Origin of the sequence: Streptomyces sp. NPDC058812 (assembly GCF_042744565.1) — a bacterium.
Taxonomy (GTDB): domain Bacteria; phylum Actinomycetota; class Actinomycetes; order Streptomycetales; family Streptomycetaceae; genus Streptomyces; species Streptomyces thinghirensis.
Map to the genome: position 1 here is coordinate 365,067 of NZ_JBHYOB010000007.1, position 17,617 is coordinate 382,683.

Below are 17,617 nucleotides of genomic sequence, written 5' to 3' on the forward strand. Positions count from 1 at the left end.
CTCTCTCCCGCGCTCTCCTGCCCGACGGCCTGCCGCTATCCTGAGCCGCAGTCGCCGAGGAGGAGTGCCCGTGACCGAGACCGCGCCGCGTCCCACGCTGGAGGCCGTGGCCGAGCGCGCCGGGGTCTCGCGGGCCACCGTGTCCCGGGTGGTGAACGGGGCGCACGGGGTGCGGGAAGCGCTGGCCGAGCGGGTCCGGCGTGCGGTGGAGGAACTCGGCTACGTCCCCAACCAGGCCGCCCGCAGCCTGGTGACGCGACGCCATGACGCGGTCGCCGTCGTCGCCGCCGAACCGGAGACCCGGATCTTCGCCGACCCCTACTTCGCCCAGCAACTCCGCGGCATCAGCAAGGAACTGACGGCCCACGACAACCAGCTCGTACTGCTGCTCACGGAGGGCCGCGAGGACCATGCCCGGGTCGGCCGCTACCTGGCCGGCGGCCACGTCGACGGTGCGCTCGTCTTCTCCCTGCACCTCGACGACCCGCTGCCCGGCCTCGTCCGCAGCGCCGGCGTGCCGACCGTGTTCGGCGGGCGCCCCGGCTGGGACGACGGCCGGGACGACGTGGTCTACGTGGACAGTGACAACCGCGGCGGCGCCCGCGACGCCGTCCGCCACCTGGCGGCTCTCGGCCGCACCCGCATCGCGCACATCACCGGCCCGCTCGACCAGACGTCCGCGGCCGACCGGCTCGCCGGCTTCCGCGACGTCCAAGCCGACGCCGACCCGGGGCTGATCGCGCGCGGGGACTTCACCCCGGGCGGCGGCGAGCGGGCGATGCGGGAACTGCTCGACCGATGCCCGGACCTGGACGCCGTGTTCGCGGCCAACGACCTCACCGCGGCGGGCGCCCTGCGGGTGCTGCGCGAGCGCGGGCGGCGGGTGCCGGACGACGTTGCCGTGGTCGGCTTCGACGACATGCTGCCCGTCGCCGAGCAGACCGACCCGCCGCTGACCACGGTCCGTCAGGACATCGAGGAGATGGGCCGGCTGATGGCCCGCCTGCTGCTGCGCGGCCTGGACCGCGGCGCCGGGGCGGGGAACTCCGCGGCGGACGCGGCGACCGGGCCGGACACGCCCTCCAGCGTCGTCCTGCCGACGACCCTGGTCCGACGCGCGACCACCTGAGAAGGAATGGGGAGATCGAGGCCGGGGGGACACCCCGGGCTGGTCCGCGTCCCGATCCGCCGGGCAGACGCGTCCAAGGCCCCCGACCCGATCCGCCGGACAGGCCCTACGCCTGCGGCGGCATCGGCCTGAGTACCGCGAACCGGGCGCCGCACGGGTCGGCGAGGCGGGCGAGGCGTCCGACGCCCTCGATGTCCGTCGCGGGCATCCGCACGGTGCCGCCCAGCTCCCGGGTCCGGGCGACCGCGGCGTCCGTGTCGTCGACCGCGAAGTACGGCAGCCAGTGGCCGTCCGTCTCCAGAGGGTCGTCGGCGAGCGGAACGACGCCGCCGAACATGCTCTCCTCGCCCTCGCCCGCCGGATTGACGCAGGTGTAGGTGCCGCCGGGGAAGGAGACGGCCGAGGTCTCCAGTCCCAGCACCGCCCGGTAGTACGCGGCGGCGGCCGCGATGTCCGCCGTGTACAGCTCGACCCAGCACAGCGCGCCGGTCTCGCCGGCCACGGTCAGGCCGCCCAGCCGCCGCGGCTGCCAGACGCCGAACGGCACCCCGGCCCGGTCGGCGAGGATCGCCATGGTGCCCTGGTCCATCACGTCCATGGGCCGCATGGGCACACCGCCCCGGGCCTGCTCGGAGGCCTTGGCGGCGGCCTCCGCGTCCGGGGTCTGGAAGTACACCGTCCAGGACGACGGGCCCTGCTCCGGCGTCGTCCGCATGCCGCCGGCCACGATCCGGCCGTCCAGCTCGAAGAAGCCGTAGCCGCCGGCCTCGGGCCCCGCCGACCGGAAGCGCCAGCCGAAGAGGCCACCGTAGAAGGAAGCGGCGCCGCCGATGTCGGATGCGCCGACGTCGATCCAGTTCGGAGCGCCGGTGACGAAACGGGTGGTGAGCATCATCGCCCTCCTCGGAAGGGTCCCGTTGCCTGCACTGCCGAGTCTTCCACCCGCCGCTGACAACCGCTCCCGCGCGCCGCCGTGCGTCCCCGCACGGAGCGGAGGACCATCGGGGGTCGGCCACAGGTCCGCCGGCGCGGCGTTGATCCCGCGTTGATCGAACGTTTTTCACCGTCCGGCACGCTGCTGTCCATGCACATCGAGATGATCACGACGCCCGACCTCGCCTGGCAGGAGGAGGCGTTGTGCGCACAGACCGGGGCGGACTTCTTCTTCCCCGAGCCCGGCAGTTCGGTACGGGACGCCAAGCGGATCTGCGCCCTGTGCCCGATCCGCTCGGCCTGCCTGGAGTACGCGCTGAGCAACGACGAGCGCTTCGGCGTCTGGGGCGGGCTGTCGGAGAAGGAGCGGCTGGCACTGCGGCGCACCGCGCACTGATCCCGGCCCTGCGAACCGCCCCGCCCGCACCCGGTGCTACCGGCCGCGCGTCACGCGCCGCCACCCGGTGGGCGACGCACGACGCACGGGACGCGGCCCCGACCCGACGACGGCGGACGGGTAGCGGGTCAGCCCGCCGCCCGCGCCGCCATCCGCGCCTTGCGCGCCGCCAGCTTCTCGTCGAACTTGGACGCCTCGGCGTCCAGCCCGCCCATGTACAGCCCCAGCTCCTCCTGGGCCGCCTGTCCCTCGGGGCCGAGTCCGTCGATCTCCATGACCTTCAGGAAGCGCAGCACCGGCTGGATCACGTCGTCGTGGTGGATGCGCAGGTTGTAGACCTCGCCGATCGCCATCTGCGCGGCGGCCCGCTCGAAGCCGGGCATGCCGTGACCGGGCATCCGGAAGTTCACGACCACGTCCCGCACCGCCTGCATCGTCAGGTCGGGCGCCAGCTCGAAGGCCGCCTTGAGCAGGTTGCGGTAGAAGACCATGTGCAGGTTCTCGTCGGTCGCGATGCGGGCCAGCATGCGGTCGCAGACCGGGTCGCCGGACTGGTGGCCCGTGTTGCGGTGCGAGATGCGGGTGGCCAGCTCCTGGAAGGCGACGTAGGCCACCGAGTGCAGCATCGAGTGCCGGTTGTCCGACTCGAAGCCCTCACTCATGTGGGCCATGCGGAACTGCTCGAGCTTGTCCGGGTCGACCGCGCGCGAGGCGAGCAGGTAGTCGCGCATCACGATGCCGTGCCTGCCCTCCTCCGCGGTCCAGCGGTGCACCCAGGTGCCCCAGGCGCCGTCCCGGCCGAAGAGGCTCGCGATCTCGTGGTGGTAGCTCGGGAGGTTGTCCTCCGTCAGGAGGTTCACCACCAGGGCGATCCGGCCGATCTCGGTGACCTTCGACTGGCCCTTCTCCCAGGCCTCGCCGTCCTCGAAGAAGCCGGGGAAGTTGCGGCCGTCGCTCCAGGGCACGTACTCGTGCGGCATCCAGTCCTTGGTGACCTTCAGGTGCCGGTTGAGTTCGGTCTCGACCACTTCCTCCAGCGCGTACAGCAGCCGGGCGTCGGTCCATTCGGCGGAACTGCCGAGGTGCGGGGAGACGATCGTCACAGAAACTCCAGGGGACGTACGACAGAGCGGAAAGCGCCCGGCGAGCGGTGCCGGGGAACCTACGGGATCGTAGGCTACGAAACCGTAGGTTACGAGACCGTAGGTTAAACGCACTGTAAAGGCCCCTGATCAGCTGCCGTCCACCGGGGTGGGTGAAGCCCCCGAGACTCGCAGTCCGGAGCCGGACGGCTGACGTTCGGGCCGGCTCAGCCGTACAGTTCCCGCAGCCGGACCGAGAGGCACGTCACACAGCCCTCGAGTTTCTCGAACTCGCCGATGTCGACGAGCACCGGCTCGTGGCCGAGGTCGGCGAGCAGTTCCGCCGTCTTCGGCGCGCTCGCCGCCATCAGCAGCTTGCCGCCGCCGAGCAGCACCACGTGCGCGCCGGACTCCTCCGGTACCGGAAGGAATCGGGGGAACAGCGACGGCACGTCCGTCGTCGGGAGGTGCCCGATCACCGTCCCGTCGGGAAGCGCGGTGACCGCCGACTTGAGGTGCAGCACCTTGCTCACCGGTACGGCGACGACCCGCGCGCCCAGCGGCTCGAAGGCGGCCCGGAGCTGCTGGACGCCGGCCGCGTTGGTGCGCCCGCCGCGCCCGACGTAGATCGTGTCGCCGACCTTCAGGACGTCGCCGCCGTCCAGGGTGCCCGGCTCCCAGACCCAGTTGACCGAGCAGCCCAGACGGGCCACGGCCTCCTCGACTCCGGCCGTCTCCGCACGCCGCGCCTCGGCGCCCGGCCGGGTGATGAGTGCGACGTTGCGGTACATGACGACCGTGTCCTCGACGAAGACGGAGTCGGGGCAGTCGTCGGCCGGGTCCACCTCCAGCGTCTCCCAGCCGTGCGCGCGCAGGGCCTCGGTGTACGCGTCCCACTGCTCGACCGCGAGGCCGTGGTCGACCTTCTCCCGCTCGACATGGGTCACCAGTCCTTCCGGCAGTCGCGGGCTGGGGCGGCGGACGAGGGCCTTCTTGCTGGGCACGAGGGGTCTCCGTATCGGCGCTGGCGGTCCGGCGCCCGTGGCGCGGCGCCGACTCGCCATCATGCAGCGGGGACGCGTGCGTACGGAACCCCCAGTCAGCCCCTCGCGGCCCTCCTCAGATGCTCCGCGGTGCTGGAGCCGCGGGCCGTGAGCAGCTCGCGCGGGGTGCCTTCGAAGATCACCCGGCCGCCGTCCCGGCCCCCGTCCGGACCGAGGTCGATCACCCAGTCGGCGTGCGCCACCACGTCCAGGTTGTGCTCGACGACCACGACCGTGTTGCCGGTGCCGACCAGCCGGTCGAGCAGGGCGAGCAGTCCCTCGACGTCCGACATGTGCAGTCCGGTGGTCGGTTCGTCCAGGACGTACACCGCGCCCGTCCGGTGCAGCCGCGTGGCCAGCTTGATCCTCTGCCGCTCGCCGCCCGAGAGCGTGGACAGCGGCTGCCCGAGCGTGAGGTAGGTGAGGCCGACGTCGCGCAGGGCGCGCAGCCGCCGCCGTACGCCCGTGTCGGCGAAGAACCCCAGTGCCTGGTCGGCGGTCATCGCCAGCACGTCGGCGATGGAGCTGCCGTCGATCGTCAGCCGCAGCACCTCGTCGCGAAAGCGCCGGCCGTCGCAGTCGTCGCAGGTCGTCGTCACGGGGTCCATGAAAGCGAGGTCGGTCCAGATGACCCCGCGCCCCTCGCAGGTGCCGCACGCGCCGGCCGAGTTGAAGCTGAAGAACCCGGCTTCCGCGCCCGTCTCCCGCGCGAAGATCTTCCGTACCGTGTCCATGATCCCGAGGTACGTCGCCGGGGTCGACCGCGCCGAGACGCCGATCGAGGACTGGTCGACGACCACCGCGTCCGGGTGGGCGGCGACCAGCTCCGCGACCAGCGTGCTCTTGCCCGACCCGGCGACCCCGGTGACCGCGGTCAGCACTCCGGTCGGGAAGGCCACCGTCACGTCCCGCAGGTTGTGGCGGCCGGCGCCCTTCACCCACAGCTCCCCGGTCGCCGTCCGCGGTTCCTCCTTCACCGCCGTACGGCGTCCGAGGAACCGTCCGGTGAGCGTGTCCGCCCCGGCCAGCTCGCCCGGCGTCCCCTCGAACACCACCCGGCCGCCGCCCGCGCCGGCCCGCGGGCCCATGTCGACGACGTGGTCCGCCAACGCGATGACGTCCGGGTCGTGCTCGACGACCAGCACGGTGTTGCCCTTGTCGCGCAGTCGCAGCAGCAGGTCGCCGAGGCGTCCGACGTCGCGCGGGTGCAGCCCGACGGTGGGCTCGTCGAAGATGTACGTCATCCCGGTCAGGCTGGAGCCGAGGTGCCGCACGGTCTTCAGCCGCTGCCCCTCGCCGCCGGACAGGGTGAAGGTCTCCCGGTCGAGGCTGAGATAGCCGAGGCCGATCGCCTCGACGCGCTCCAGCGCGGTGACCGCGGCACCGGCGATCGGCCGGGCCACCGGATCGTCGATCCGCTTCAGTACGGCGATCAGGTCGGTGACCTGCATGGCAGAGCAGTCGGCGATGGAGTGCCCGTCGATCCGGGTCGCGAGCGCCGCCGCGTTCAGCCGGGCGCCGCCGCACTCGGGGCAGTCGCCCTCGATCAGGAACCGCCGCACCAGCTTCCGGGTCTTCTCGCTCATCGCCGACAGGTCCCGCTTGAGATACAGCCGCTCGAAGCGGTCGGCGAGGCCCTCGTACTCGGTGGTCCAGGTGCCGCCCGTGCCGTTGACGGTGACCTTGCTGCCGGGCCGTCCGCGCATCAGGAACGTCCGCTCGGCGTCCGTGAAGTCGCCGACCGGCTTGTCCGGGTCCAGCTCGTCCGTGTTGGTGTACGCCTGCCCCTGCCAGGTGCCCGCGGCGAACGGCGGGAAGCGGACCGCCCCGCCGGCCAGCGACCTGGCGGGGTCGAGGATGCGGTCCCAGCCGGGCTGCACCTTGCGGCCCAGGCCGTCGCAGTCGGGACACATGCCCGACGGGTCGTTGAACGAGTACGCCGTCGCCGCCCCGGCGCTGGGCGTGCCGTGCCGGGAGAACAGCACCCGCAGCACCGAGTGGATGTCGGTCATCGTGCCGACCGTGGACCGCGAGTGGCCGCCGACCGGCCGCTGGTCGACGACGATCGCGGGGGAGAGGTCCTCCAGGGCGTCCGCGTGCGGCCGCTCGTACTTGGGCAGCCGGTTGCGCACGAACCAGGTGAACGTCTCGTTCAGCTGGCGCTGCGACTCGACCGCGATCGTGTCGAACACGACCGATGACTTCCCCGACCCCGAAACGCCGGTGAACACGGTCAGCCGGCCCTTCGGGATGCGGAGCGTGACGTCCTGGAGGTTGTTCTCCCTGGCTCCGGTGATGCTGATGAACTCGCTCATGCCGGGAACGCTAGGCGGGATACCCGACAGCTTCTGGCGTGATTTCCCTCAGTTCTCCCTCCTCCATCAGCAGCCAGCGGGTGATGCCGATCGACTCCAGGAACGGCAGGTCGTGACTGGCCACGACCAGCGCCCCCTCGTACGACTCCAGGGCGCCGGTGAGCTGCCGCACGCTCGCCATGTCCAGGTTGTTCGTCGGCTCGTCCAGCATCAGCAGCTGCGGCGCGGGATCGGCCAGCATCAGCGCGGCCAGCGCCGCCCGGAAGCGTTCGCCGCCGGACAGGGTCGCCGCCTGCTGGTCGGCCCGGGCGCCCCGGAACAGGAAGCGCGCCAGCCGCGCCCGGATCCGGTTGTTGGTGGCGCCCGGCGCGAACCGGGCCACGTTCTCGGCGACGCTCAGCCCACCGTCGAGGACGTCCAGGCGCTGCGGCAGGAACCGCAGCGGGACGTGCGCCGTCGCCTCGCCCGCCACCGGCTCCAGCTCCCCGGCGATCGTGCGCAGCAGCGTGGTCTTGCCCGCGCCGTTGCGCCCGATCAGCGCGATCCGCTCGGGGCCGTGCAGATCGAAACCGCCCTCCACGCGGGCGCCGTAGGCCAGTTCCAGGTCCCGCAGCGTCAGCACCGAGCGCCCCGGCGGCACGGCCGTGTACGGCAGGTCGACGCGGATCTCGTCGTCGTCCCGCACGGCATCCACCGCGTCGTCGAGCCGCTCCCTGGCCTCGGCGAGCTTCTCCTCGTGCATGATGCGGTGCTTGCCCGCGGACTCCTGCGCCGCGCGCTTGCGTGCCCCCATGACGATCTTCGGCTCGCGTTTCTGCTCGTACATCTTCTGGCCGTACCGCTTGCGACGGGCCAGCTTGACCTGGGCGTCGGCCAGTTCGCGCTTCTGCTTGCGCAGATCGGACTCGGCGACGCGCACCATCCGCTCGGCCGCCTCCTGCTCCACGGCCAGGACCTCCTCGTACGCCGAGAAGTTCCCGCCGTACCAGCTGATCTCGCCGGAGCGCAGGTCGGCGATCTGGTCGACGAGGTCCAGCAGCTCGCGGTCGTGGCTGACCACGACCATGACCCCCGGCCAGGAGGCGACGGCCGCGTACAGCCGCCTTCGCGCGTACAGGTCGAGGTTGTTGGTGGGCTCGTCGAGGAGCAGGACGTCGGGCCGGCGCAGCAGCAGCGCGGCCAGCCGCAGCAGCACCGACTCGCCGCCCGAGACCTCGCCGACGGTGCGGTCGAGCCCGACGTGACCGAGGCCGAGTTCGCCGAGTGTGGCGAGGGCGCGCTCCTCGACGTCCCAGTCGTCGCCGACGGTCTCGAAGTGCTCCTCGGCCACGTCGCCCGCCTCGATGGCGTGCAGCGCGGCCCGCCGCGCGGCGATGCCGAGCGCCTCGTCGACCCGCAGCGCGGTGTCGAGCGTGACGTTCTGCGGCAGGTAACCGACCTCGCCGGCCACGCGGGCCGTGCCGTCGGCCGGGGTGAGCTGCCCGGCGATCAGTTTCAACAGGGTGGACTTGCCCGACCCGTTGACACCGACGAGCCCGGTCCTGCCGGGGCCGAAGGCGGTGTCGAGTCCCTCGAAGACGGGCGTGCCGTCGGGCCAGGCGAACGAGAGGGACGTACACGTGATGGAAGTAGACATACAGGGTCTCCGCGGTTGCTTGAAGCGGTCAGGGGCAAACGCGTATCGAGACACCGGGAGGCGGCGAGCGCCGTCGGACGAGGGAAGGAGGAGCCCCGGGGAGTGCTCGGGCATGAAAAAGGCCCTGCTCCGCAAGGACGGCTCGAACGCCGAGGTCGCACGCGGCGTACACACAAGACAGGTGTGACGCGGTGTCTCAGGACCTCAGACGAGCAACGTCCTTCTCCAATCGGCGGCAACAGAAGCGCTATACACCGTACGAGAGACCGGCTGGGCTGTCAACGCCTTACCGGGAATCCGGTCCCACGGCCCCAAGGAGGCCCCGTGCCCGACGGCCCGCTCTCACTGCCGGCCCGGCTCTGTCTGCTGGCCTGGGACCCGGCGCGCCCCGGGGCCACCGACGCCGCCCGGCACCACCACCTGGTGCGCGCCGGCGCGCTCACCGAACTGGCCCAGCGTGGCCTGCTCACCGACGACGAGGGCATCGCCACCCCCGTCGACCTGGACTCCCGCACCGGGGACGCCGTCCTCGACGGGCTGCTGGACCTCGTCCGCGAGTCGATGCCGCACCGGTGGCGCACCTGGGTGAGGCTGCACGCGCGGCTCACCTTCGACGCCGTCCGGGAGCAACTGGTGGCCGAGGGGTACCTGCGCGCCGAGAAGAAGCGCGTCCTCGGCGTGTTCCCGTCCGTGGAGTACTTCCTGGCGCGGGGCGCCGCGGTGCGGGCGCTCCGGGAGGAGACGCGGTACGTCCTGGAGGGCCCGGTACCGGCCGGGGAGGTCTCGGAGCGGAACGCGGCCACGGCCGCGCTGGCGGCCGCCGCGGAACTGCGGGCCCTCGGGCCGGCCGCGACCGACGCGCGCCGGGAGGGCCGGATCGCGGAGCTGACCGAGCGCGGCGGAGCGGCGGCCCCCGGGCTGCGGAAGATCGTGGGCGAGGTGTGGGGAGCGGTGAGCGCGGAAACGGCGCGGGCCGTGGCGTCGGCGGGCGGCTGAGACGGGCCGGCCGGGGCGACGTCCAGGTCGGGTTCCCGCCGGCCCTGTCCCGGCTTCCGCTGGTCGAGTCAGCCGCCTGGAACGGGCCGCCGCCTACCCCGCCGCGGGCGCCGACGGGGTCTTCGTCCCCGGGGCCGTCGTCCCGGGGACCGTCAAGGAGCTCGCCGACGGCGTCGACGGACCGCTGAACGTGATGGCCGGTCCCGGCGTGCCGCCGGTCGCGGAACTGGCCGCGCTGGGCGTGGCACGGGTCAGCGTCGGATCGGGCTCGCGCAGGCCGCGCACGCCCTGGTCCACCGCGCCGCGCGGGAGCTGCTGGACGCGGGGACCTACGGCGCCCTGACGGGCGGCGCCGATTACGGGGAACTCAACAGGCTGCCGGCGCGGGAGCGTCAGGGCGTCGTCAGCAGGTCCCCCGCATCAGCTCCGCCAGGTCGTGGTCCAGGTCCAGTTGGAGATGCTCCAGGCCGACCGGCACCAGCTCACCGGTGGCCTGAAGGAAGCGGCGCAGCTCGCCCGAGCGGACGTGGATCACGGCGGTGCCCTCGGGCGCGTGGAACTCCAGGACGGTCCGGTCGTACCCGTACGGGCGCACCCGTACGTCGCCGTGACCGTCCGGCTCCCGCATCCCGGTGATGAGCAGCTCGCGGGAGAAGGTCCAGCAGACCTCCACGCCCTCGAGGGTGGCCGGGGCCGGGAAGGTCATCCGGACGGCGAACGGATCGCTGCGGTCGTAGTGCAGCGTGGCGGGAATGCTGGGCATACGCGGCGCGGCGGCGACGAGACGCGCCTCGACGGGCTGCTCGATGACGGTGGACAACGCCTTGCTCCCTCGTGACGGCTGGACGGGCTTCCGGTTGGTGCGGGCCTGGCACTGGAAGAGACGACGGAATCAGCCAATCCGTGCACACGACGACCGAGTGACCTCTGTCACCGCGTTCATGCGCGGGAGTGACGCGCCTCTCCTCCTGTGCCTCGTACGGCACTTGTGGCACTCGTGCCCGCACGCGCGCGCCGCACACGGTCCTCTGGACGGCGCCCGGACGGTGGGCTAGCTTCGCCCGGCATGAGGCGCTTGGGGAGCATGCGACGCACGGCACGGTCCGCCCGAACCGGTGGCGGGCGTACGGGACGGGCGGTGATCGCCGGGGCGGTGTGCGCGGCGGCGCTGGCCGCGCTGACGGCGGCCGCCCCCGCGCAGGCGCACCAGCGACCGCACTGGGAGACGAAGGAGACCGGGGCGTCCGACGTCCGGTTCCGGGGGCTCGCGGCCGTCAGCCGGCACACCGCCTGGGTGGCCGGCACCCAGGGCACCGTCCTGCGCACCACCGACGGCGGCGACACCTGGCGGAACGTCTCGCCGCCGGGCGCCGGCGGGCTGCAGTTCCGGGACATCGAGGCGTTCGACGCCCGCCGGGCCGTGGCCCTGGCCATCGGCGAGGGCGAGGCGTCCAGGGTCTACCGCACCGACGACGGCGGGGCGACCTGGACCGAGTCCTTCCGCAACTCCGACCCGCGGGCCTTCTACGACTGCCTCACGTTCTTCGACCGCCGCCACGGCCTCGCCATGAGCGACCCGGTGGACGGGAAGTTCCGCATCCTGTCGACCAGCGACGGCGGGCGCTCCTGGAAGGTGCTGCCGGACAAGGGCATGCCGGCCGCGCAGGAGGGCGAGGCCGGGTTCGCGGCCAGTGGCCAGTGCCTGGTCGCGTCCGGACCGAAGGACGTGTGGCTGGCCACCGGCGGCGCGGCACGCGCGCGCGTGCTGCACTCCGCCGACCGCGGGCTCACCTGGACGGCCTCCGACACCCCGGTCCCGGCCGGGGATCCGGCCCGGGGCGTCTTCGCCCTCGCGTTCCGGGACCGCGCCCACGGCCTCGCCGTCGGCGGCGACTTCCGCCCCGACCGGCCCTCCCCGCGAGCGGCGGCGCGGACCACCGACGGCGGCACCACCTGGCGGTCCGCCGACCGGTCGCCCTCCTCCTACCGGTCCGGCGTCGCCTGGCTCCCGTACAGCCGCACCGCCGCCCTCGCGGTCGGCCCCACCGGCACGGACCTCACCACCGACGGCGGCCGCACCTGGCGGACCGTCGACACGGGGTCGTACGACACCGTGGACTGCACCCCGGACCTGGGCTGCTGGGCCGCCGGCGAGCAGGGAAGGGTCGCCCGGTTGGAGCGCTGACGGCGCGCGGGTCCGGGTGTTCGTCCGTAACGTGGGTATCCGTTCGCTGAACGTGAGAGGAAGTGAGCGGACATGCCACGCGGTTCGAGCTCCAAACGTGAGCGGCAGTACGAGCACATCAAGGACAGCGCCGAGGACCGTGGCGAGAGCACCGGCCGCGCCAAGGAGATCGCCGCCCGGACGGTGAACAAGGAGCGCGCCCAGTCCGGCGAGTCCAAGACCGCCAGCCGTACGTCCACGCAGGACAAGTCGCCGAGCAAGCGGGGCGGCCAGCGGTCCGGGAACCGGCAGGGTCCCCAGGGCCCCACCTACGACCAGCTGTACCAGGAGGCCAAGCGCCGCGACATCAGCGGCCGTTCGAACATGAACAAGGGCGATCTCAAGCGCGCGCTCGGCAAGTGAGCCGTACGGCTACCGGCCGAGGGTCTCCCGGTACCGCTCCAGCGCCGGCGCCGTTCTCGTGGCGACGAACTCGGTGACGCGGTACGCGCACACGCCGGCCCTGACGAAGGGGTCGCCCGCGGTGATCTCCTCGATCCGCGCACGGTCCCCCGCCACGGCGATGATCACCCCGCCGTCGCGGGGTTCCTTGCGCCCGGACGCCAGGATCACCCCCTGCCGGTACAGCTCGTCCAGCCACGCCACGTGCTCCTCCAGCACCGCGTCGACGGCGTCGAGCGGGGCGGTGTAGGAGAGTTCCAGTACGAACATGATCGCGAGCCTACTCCGGCTGTCCCGTAGGCTTGCGGCCACCATGACGACCGTGACCGTGCAGGTTCCCGCCGGCTGGCCCGCGACCGGGGAACGAGCCCGCGCCGTCCAGGACGAACTGCGGGTACGCGTGGTGCTCGACGAGCCGGGTCCGCCGCCCGGCACGGGCCGGGTGACCGGCGTGGACGTCGCCTACGACGACGAACGGGACGTCGTCGCGGCGGCGGCCGTCGTACTGGACGCCGCGACCCTCGCCGTCGTCGCCGAGGCCACCGCCGTCGGCCGGATCTCCTTCCCCTACGTGCCGGGCCTGCTCGCCTTCCGCGAGATCCCGACCGTCCTCGCCGCCCTGGACGCGCTGCCCTGCCCGCCCGGCCTGGTCGTCTGCGACGGCTACGGCCTGGCCCACCCGCGCCGTTTCGGCCTCGCCAGCCACCTCGGCGTGCTCACCGGCCTGCCCACGATCGGCGTGGCCAAGAACCCGTTCACCTTCACGTACGACGACCCGGACGCGCCCCGCGGCAGTTCGTCCCCGCTGCTCGCCGGCGCCGAGGAGGTCGGACGGGCCGTCCGTACCCGCGACGGCGTCAAGCCGGTCTTCGTCTCCGTCGGCCATCGTGTGAGCCTCGGCAACGCCTGCGCGCACACGCTGGCCCTGGCCCGGGACTACCGCCTGCCGGAGACCACCCGAAGGGCGGACGCCCTGTGCCGCGAGGCCCTGCGGGCGGCCACCGCCTACCCGGCCTGACCCTCGACGCTCCAGCGGCCCACCTCCCGGTACGCCGAGTCGTGGACCACCGAACCGTCGCCGGGCCGCAGCGCGTAGTGCTTCAGGTTGCCGCCCCAGTACCGCAGGATCCGCTGCAACTCGCCCGCGGGGTCCTCGGCGAGCGCGCCCTCGTCCATGGTGACTTCGAGAAGGAACTTCATGCCTTCAAGGGTTTCATTGAACTCCTTGTTGGCACTTTGCCGAACAGGAGCGCTGGTGGTGACGGGCCGATGGGGGACGACAGCGGGAGAAGTCTCAAATCCGTGTTGACGGCGCGTGCTCGTGGCGCGGGCCGGTGCTCAGCGGCCACCTGAGTATCCGTACGGATGTGCGCCCACCGTCGGCCGCGACAGGCTGGGCCGCATGACGACGCACCGCGCACCCAAGCAGTCCGCCCACCACCCCGGCCGGCCCGTCGAGCGGGCCGTGGTCGCGGGGCTGGTGCTCGCCGTGGGGGCGGGGCTGGCCTGGATCGGCGGGATGATCTACACGATCGTCGGGTGGTCGGGGTAGGGCCTGTCCGGCGGATCAGGACGCGGGAAGGACGCGGCGGACGGGCGTGCCGGCCCCCGCGCCCGCGGCACGATCCGCCGGACAGGCAGAGGGCCTGGTCCGTCAGCGGGCCGCGGCCACCCGGAAGCGGATGCCCGCCGTCCGCAGCCGCTCGATCAGCGCGTCCCCCATCGCCACGGCCGTCGTGACCTGCCCGGCCACCGGCGGCAGGTCGTCGAGGGCGAGGGACAACGCCGCCTCGGCGAACATCTTCGCCGTCTCGTCGTACCCGGGGTCGCCGCCCGAGACCTCGGTGAACACCTTCCGGCCGCCGCCTTCGCCCACGAAGCGGACCGAGAACCAGCTCCTCGCCCGCTTCTCGGCGCTCGGCCCGTCACCCGGCTTGAGTCGGCCGGACAACCAGCGCCGCGCGGGCGGTACCTGAGCCGCCGCCACGAGCGCACCCACGGCCGCCACCCCGCCCACCGCGACGGGCAGATGCCGGACGGCCGCGTAGTGGCGGTAGCGGAAGTCGGGGCCGTAGCGGTCCAGCGCCTTCGCGGAGCGCCGCACGACCTGCGCGTCGATGGTCGGCAGCGGCAGCGCCCAGGCCCCCACCTCCCCGGCGAACCGCGGCGCGCCCGTCGGCGTCGCCGCCCGTCGGCCCACCAGCCGGGGCTCGTGCCGCCGGCGTTCCCGCGCGGCGGCCTGCAGCTGCCGGCCGCGCGCGAACTGACCCAGCGCGGAGGCGAACGTACCGCCCGAGAAGGTGGCGTCGGCAGTCACGAAGCCGTCCACGGCCAGCGGCACGCCCTCCGGCAGCTGCCGCACGGTGAAGTACACCCCGAGATCGTGCGGCACGGAGTCGAAACCACAGGCGTGCACCAGCCGTGCGCCGGTCTCCCGCGCGCGGGCGTCATGACGGACGTACGTCAGGTCCACGAACTCGGGCTCACCGGTGAGGTCGAGATAGTCCGCCCCGGTCTCCGCGCAGGCGGCGACCAGCGCTTCGCCGTACTGGACGTACGGTCCCACCGTCGTGGCCACCACGCGCGCCTGCTCGGCGAGTTCGCGCAGCGAGGCCGGATCGGAGACGTCCGCGCGCAGCACGCCGACGTCCGCCGCGCCGTGCAGCCTCTCCCGCAGCCGTCGCAGCTTCTCCTCGCTGCGGCCGGCGATCGCCCAGCGCAGCCCGTCGGGCGCGTGCGCGGCGAGGTACTCCGCGGTGAGTTCGCCGACGAACCCCGTCGCTCCGAAGAGCACGATGTCGTACGGCCGGTCGGCCGTGTTCAGCCTGGTCATGACATCCCTTCGTCACCCTGCGGCACCCTCTGGGCCCGCAGCACGCGCCGTTGCCGGTGGCCGAGGCTAGCGTGAGGACCGCGAGTCCGGAGGAGAGCCTGCCCCATAATTGGCTAAGCGCTTGCTCGCTCCGGTCTTGTGCCCAGTGGAACACGTTTCTAGCATCACTGGTGTTACATCAGTGGTGTCACGGACCTGGGGGCTCGATGTCGGAGGCGAGGACGGCGGGGCGCACGCCGAGTGAGGGCCCGCTCACGGGTGTGCGCGTGGTCGAGCTGGCCGGTATCGGGCCCGGGCCCTTCGCCGCCATGCTCCTGGCCGACCTGGGCGCCGACGTCGTCCGCGTCGACCGCCCCGGCGGCCCCGGCCTCGCGATCGACCCCGCGCACGACGTCACCAACCGCAACAAGCGTTCGGTGGTCGTCGACCTGAAAGCACCGGGCGGTCCGGCCCAGGTCCTCGACCTCGCCGAACGCGCCGACGTGCTGATCGAGGGCTACCGCCCCGGCGTCGCCGAACGGCTCGGCGTCGGCCCCGGACACTGCCACGCCCGCAACCCGCGCCTCGTCTACGGCCGCATGACCGGCTGGGGTCAGGAGGGCCCGCTCGCCCAGCGTGCCGGTCACGACATCGGGTACATCGCGCTCACCGGCACCCTCGGCATGATCGGCGCCCCCGACGAGCCGCCGGCCGTCCCCGCCAACCTCGTCGGCGACTACGCGGGCGGCTCCCTCTACCTGGTCGTCGGCATCCTCGCCGCCCTGCACCACGCGCGCGCGACCGGTACCGGCCAGGTCGTCGACGCCGCCATCGTCGACGGCACCGCCCACCTCTCCTCGATGATCCACGGCATGCTCGCCGCCGGCGGCTGGCAGGACCGGCGCGGCGCCAACCTCCTCGACGGCGGCTGCCCGTTCTACGGCACCTACGAGACCGCCGACGGCCGGTACATGGCGGTCGGCGCCCTGGAACAGCGGTTCTACGCCGAGTTCATGGAGCTGCTCGGCATCCCCGACCGGGCACCGGCCCGCGACGACATGGCCCGCTGGGGCGAACTGCGCGCGGCCATCGCCGCCCGGTTCAGGTCCCGTACCCGGGAGGAGTGGACGGCCGTCTTCGCGGACTCCGACGCCTGTGTGGCCCCCGTCCTGTCGCTCCGCGAGGCCCCGCACCACCCGCACCTCGCCGCCCGCGGCACTTTCACCGACCACGGAGGCATCACCCAGCCGGCCCCCGCGCCCCGCTTCTCCGTGACCCCCACCGACGTCCGCACCGGGCCCGCCCGGCCGGGTGCAGACACCGAGGCGGTGGCCCGCGACTGGGACCTGCCGAGGGCCCCTCGAACGAACAGCTGAACAGCCCCGCAAATACCCTCAGCGAAAGGCCTGCCAGTGACCACCGAAGCGTACGTGTACGACGCGATCCGCACCCCGCGCGGACGCGGCAAGGCGAACGGCGCCCTGCACGGTACGAAGCCCGTCGACCTGGTCGTCGGCCTCATCCACGAGATCCGCGCCCGCTTCCCGGACCTCGACCCGGCCGCGATCGACGACGTCGTGCTCGGGGTGGTCGGCCCCGTCGGCGACCAGGGCTCCGACATCGCCCGCATCGCCGCCGTCGCGGCCGGGCTGCCGGACACCGTGGCGGGCGTCCAGGAGAACCGCTTCTGCGCCTCGGGTCTGGAAGCTGTCAACATGGCGGCGATGAAGGTGCGATCCGGCTGGGAGGACCTGGTCCTCGCGGGTGGCGTCGAGTCGATGTCCAGGGTGCCCATGGCCTCGGACGGCGGCGCCTGGTTCAACGACCCGATGACCAACCTCGCCACCGGTTTCGTCCCGCAGGGCGTCGGCGCCGACCTGATCGCCACCCTGGAGGGCTTCACCCGCCGCGACGTCGACGAGTACGCGGCCCTCTCCCAGGAGCGCGCGGCCAACGCCTGGAAGGAGAACCGCTTCGAGCGGTCCGTCGTGCCCGTCCGGGACCGCGCCGGCCTCACCGTCCTCGACCGCGACGAGCACCTGCGGCCCGGCACCACCGCCGACTCCCTCGCGGGCCTCAAGCCCTCCTTCGCCGACATCGGCGGACTCGGCGGCTTCGACGCCGTGGCGCTGCAGAAGTACCACTGGGTGGAGCAGATCGACCACGTCCACCACGCGGGCAACTCCTCCGGCATCGTCGACGGCGCCTCCCTCGTCGCCATCGGCTCCAAGGAGGTGGGCGATCGCTACGGGCTCGCCCCGCGCGCGCGGATCGTCTCCGCCGCCGTGTCCGGCTCCGAGCCCACCATCATGCTGACCGGGCCCGCCCCCGCCACCCGCAAGGCGCTCGCCAAGGCCGGGCTGACCATCGACGACATCGACCTCGTCGAGATCAACGAGGCGTTCGCCGCGGTCGTCCTGCGTTTCGTCAAGAACATGGGCCTGTCCCTGGACAAGGTCAACGTCAACGGCGGCGCCATCGCGATGGGCCACCCGCTCGGGGCCACCGGCGCGATGATCCTCGGCACGCTCGTCGACGAACTGGAGCGCCAGGACAAGCGCTACGGCCTCGCCACCCTGTGCGTCGGCGGCGGCATGGGCACCGCCACGATCGTCGAGCGCGTCTGATCCCCGCGGAAACGGCACCAC

At 72.9% G+C, this 17,617-nt stretch carries 19 protein-coding genes; 10 read left to right on the forward strand and 9 right to left on the reverse strand.

The features are described 5' to 3' along the window. The first annotated feature begins 70 nt into the window (after window positions 1-70). Complete coding sequence (locus ACFW48_RS17520) at window positions 71-1,129, forward strand: LacI family DNA-binding transcriptional regulator (protein ID WP_386315564.1); 1,059 nt, start codon at window positions 71-73, stop codon at window positions 1,127-1,129. Between the two features lie 106 nt (window positions 1,130-1,235). On the opposite strand, the gene ACFW48_RS17525 is transcribed toward ACFW48_RS17520, so the two are convergent. Beyond that, window positions 1,236-2,021 carry a VOC family protein gene (locus ACFW48_RS17525; RefSeq protein ID WP_386315566.1) on the reverse strand — a complete coding sequence of 262 codons (786 nt, stop codon included), beginning with the start codon at window positions 2,019-2,021 and terminating at the stop codon, window positions 1,236-1,238. Between the two features lie 192 nt (window positions 2,022-2,213). Between ACFW48_RS17525 and ACFW48_RS17530 the strand changes: the two genes are divergently transcribed. Beyond that, window positions 2,214-2,459 carry a WhiB family transcriptional regulator gene (locus ACFW48_RS17530; protein WP_386315567.1) on the forward strand — a complete coding sequence of 82 codons (246 nt, stop codon included), beginning with the start codon at window positions 2,214-2,216 and terminating at the stop codon, window positions 2,457-2,459. Window positions 2,460-2,587: 128 nt separating this feature from the next. On the opposite strand, the gene ACFW48_RS17535 is transcribed toward ACFW48_RS17530, so the two are convergent. From ACFW48_RS17535 to ACFW48_RS17550, 4 genes are all read right to left on the reverse strand, one after another. Then, entirely contained in the window at window positions 2,588-3,562 is a 975-nt protein-coding gene (locus ACFW48_RS17535) for an acyl-ACP desaturase (RefSeq protein ID WP_386315569.1), read from the reverse strand. 206 nt (window positions 3,563-3,768) lie between these two features. Further along, window positions 3,769-4,545, reverse strand: coding sequence for a dimethylargininase (gene ddaH, locus ACFW48_RS17540; RefSeq protein ID WP_386315570.1), 777 nt, complete (start codon window positions 4,543-4,545; stop codon window positions 3,769-3,771). Between the two features lie 95 nt (window positions 4,546-4,640). Continuing rightward, complete coding sequence (locus ACFW48_RS17545; RefSeq protein WP_386315571.1) at window positions 4,641-6,899, reverse strand: ATP-binding cassette domain-containing protein; 2,259 nt, start codon at window positions 6,897-6,899, stop codon at window positions 4,641-4,643. A gap of 10 nt (window positions 6,900-6,909) precedes the next feature. After that, complete coding sequence (locus tag ACFW48_RS17550) at window positions 6,910-8,535, reverse strand: ABC-F family ATP-binding cassette domain-containing protein (RefSeq protein WP_386315572.1); 1,626 nt, start codon at window positions 8,533-8,535, stop codon at window positions 6,910-6,912. A 324-nt stretch (window positions 8,536-8,859) separates the two neighbouring features. Here ACFW48_RS17550 and ACFW48_RS17555 point away from each other — a divergent pair, with 324 nt between their 5' ends. Both ACFW48_RS17555 and ACFW48_RS17560 read left to right on the forward strand, forming a co-directional pair. Then, complete coding sequence (locus tag ACFW48_RS17555; RefSeq protein ID WP_386315573.1) at window positions 8,860-9,531, forward strand: GPP34 family phosphoprotein; 672 nt, start codon at window positions 8,860-8,862, stop codon at window positions 9,529-9,531. Window positions 9,532-9,607: 76 nt separating this feature from the next. Continuing rightward, entirely contained in the window at window positions 9,608-9,874 is a 267-nt protein-coding gene (locus ACFW48_RS17560) for an isocitrate lyase/phosphoenolpyruvate mutase family protein (protein ID WP_386315693.1), read from the forward strand. Between the two features lie 60 nt (window positions 9,875-9,934). On the opposite strand, the gene ACFW48_RS17565 is transcribed toward ACFW48_RS17560, so the two are convergent. Then, complete coding sequence (locus tag ACFW48_RS17565) at window positions 9,935-10,351, reverse strand: SsgA family sporulation/cell division regulator (RefSeq protein WP_386315574.1); 417 nt, start codon at window positions 10,349-10,351, stop codon at window positions 9,935-9,937. Between the two features lie 264 nt (window positions 10,352-10,615). Here ACFW48_RS17565 and ACFW48_RS17570 point away from each other — a divergent pair, with 264 nt between their 5' ends. Then, entirely contained in the window at window positions 10,616-11,716 is a 1,101-nt protein-coding gene (locus ACFW48_RS17570; protein ID WP_386315576.1) for a WD40/YVTN/BNR-like repeat-containing protein, read from the forward strand. A 72-nt stretch (window positions 11,717-11,788) separates the two neighbouring features. Next, window positions 11,789-12,118 carry a plasmid stabilization protein gene (locus tag ACFW48_RS17575; protein ID WP_386315578.1) on the forward strand — a complete coding sequence of 110 codons (330 nt, stop codon included), beginning with the start codon at window positions 11,789-11,791 and terminating at the stop codon, window positions 12,116-12,118. Between the two features lie 9 nt (window positions 12,119-12,127). On the opposite strand, the gene ACFW48_RS17580 is transcribed toward ACFW48_RS17575, so the two are convergent. After that, window positions 12,128-12,427 carry a YciI family protein gene (locus ACFW48_RS17580; RefSeq protein ID WP_386315579.1) on the reverse strand — a complete coding sequence of 100 codons (300 nt, stop codon included), beginning with the start codon at window positions 12,425-12,427 and terminating at the stop codon, window positions 12,128-12,130. A gap of 43 nt (window positions 12,428-12,470) precedes the next feature. Here ACFW48_RS17580 and ACFW48_RS17585 point away from each other — a divergent pair, with 43 nt between their 5' ends. Further along, the gene (locus ACFW48_RS17585) at window positions 12,471-13,175 is read left to right on the forward strand and encodes an endonuclease V (protein WP_386315581.1); all 705 of its coding nucleotides are present in this window, start codon (window positions 12,471-12,473) and stop codon (window positions 13,173-13,175) included. Here ACFW48_RS17585 and ACFW48_RS17590 read toward each other — a convergent pair. Continuing rightward, window positions 13,163-13,357 (reverse strand): hypothetical protein, encoded by a 195-nt coding sequence (locus tag ACFW48_RS17590; protein WP_386315583.1) that lies wholly within the window; start codon window positions 13,355-13,357, stop codon window positions 13,163-13,165. The genes ACFW48_RS17585 and ACFW48_RS17590 overlap by 13 nt on opposite strands. A 202-nt stretch (window positions 13,358-13,559) precedes the next feature. Here ACFW48_RS17590 and mmpA point away from each other — a divergent pair, with 202 nt between their 5' ends. Then, window positions 13,560-13,709: a morphogenic membrane protein MmpA gene (mmpA, locus tag ACFW48_RS17595; RefSeq protein ID WP_310869968.1), complete on the forward strand. Its 150-nt coding sequence runs from the start codon at window positions 13,560-13,562 to the stop codon at window positions 13,707-13,709. Between the two features lie 102 nt (window positions 13,710-13,811). On the opposite strand, the gene ACFW48_RS17600 is transcribed toward mmpA, so the two are convergent. Next, complete coding sequence (locus ACFW48_RS17600; RefSeq protein ID WP_386315585.1) at window positions 13,812-14,990, reverse strand: saccharopine dehydrogenase family protein; 1,179 nt, start codon at window positions 14,988-14,990, stop codon at window positions 13,812-13,814. Between the two features lie 206 nt (window positions 14,991-15,196). Here ACFW48_RS17600 and ACFW48_RS17605 point away from each other — a divergent pair, with 206 nt between their 5' ends. Together ACFW48_RS17605 and ACFW48_RS17610 are read left to right on the forward strand one after the other, a co-directional pair. Then, window positions 15,197-16,345, forward strand: a complete 1,149-nt coding sequence (locus tag ACFW48_RS17605) for a CaiB/BaiF CoA transferase family protein (RefSeq protein WP_386315587.1) — start codon at window positions 15,197-15,199, stop codon at window positions 16,343-16,345. A gap of 36 nt (window positions 16,346-16,381) precedes the next feature. Further along, window positions 16,382-17,596 (forward strand): acetyl-CoA C-acetyltransferase, encoded by a 1,215-nt coding sequence (locus ACFW48_RS17610; protein WP_386315589.1) that lies wholly within the window; start codon window positions 16,382-16,384, stop codon window positions 17,594-17,596. Window positions 17,597-17,617 lie beyond the last annotated feature (21 nt).

Bases quoted from the DNA above. Each gene is read 5' to 3' on its own strand.
- ACFW48_RS17580 (WP_386315579.1), bottom strand. From the start codon at position 12,427: ATGTTCGTACTGGAACTCTCCTACACCGCCCCGCTCGACGCCGTCGAC.
- ACFW48_RS17530 (WP_386315567.1), top strand. From the start codon at position 2,214: ATGCACATCGAGATGATCACGACGCCCGACCTCGCCTGGCAGGAGGAG.
- ACFW48_RS17605 (WP_386315587.1), top strand. From the start codon at position 15,197: ATGTCGGAGGCGAGGACGGCGGGGCGCACGCCGAGTGAGGGCCCGCTC.
- ACFW48_RS17575 (WP_386315578.1), top strand. From the start codon at position 11,789: ATGCCACGCGGTTCGAGCTCCAAACGTGAGCGGCAGTACGAGCACATC.
- ACFW48_RS17545 (WP_386315571.1), bottom strand. From the start codon at position 6,899: ATGAGCGAGTTCATCAGCATCACCGGAGCCAGGGAGAACAACCTCCAG.
- ACFW48_RS17525 (WP_386315566.1), bottom strand. From the start codon at position 2,021: ATGCTCACCACCCGTTTCGTCACCGGCGCTCCGAACTGGATCGACGTC.
- ACFW48_RS17550 (WP_386315572.1), bottom strand. From the start codon at position 8,535: ATGTCTACTTCCATCACGTGTACGTCCCTCTCGTTCGCCTGGCCCGAC.
- ACFW48_RS17600 (WP_386315585.1), bottom strand. From the start codon at position 14,990: ATGACCAGGCTGAACACGGCCGACCGGCCGTACGACATCGTGCTCTTC.
- ACFW48_RS17590 (WP_386315583.1), bottom strand. From the start codon at position 13,357: ATGAAGTTCCTTCTCGAAGTCACCATGGACGAGGGCGCGCTCGCCGAG.
- ACFW48_RS17570 (WP_386315576.1), top strand. From the start codon at position 10,616: ATGCGACGCACGGCACGGTCCGCCCGAACCGGTGGCGGGCGTACGGGA.
- mmpA (WP_310869968.1), top strand. From the start codon at position 13,560: ATGACGACGCACCGCGCACCCAAGCAGTCCGCCCACCACCCCGGCCGG.
- ACFW48_RS17585 (WP_386315581.1), top strand. From the start codon at position 12,471: ATGACGACCGTGACCGTGCAGGTTCCCGCCGGCTGGCCCGCGACCGGG.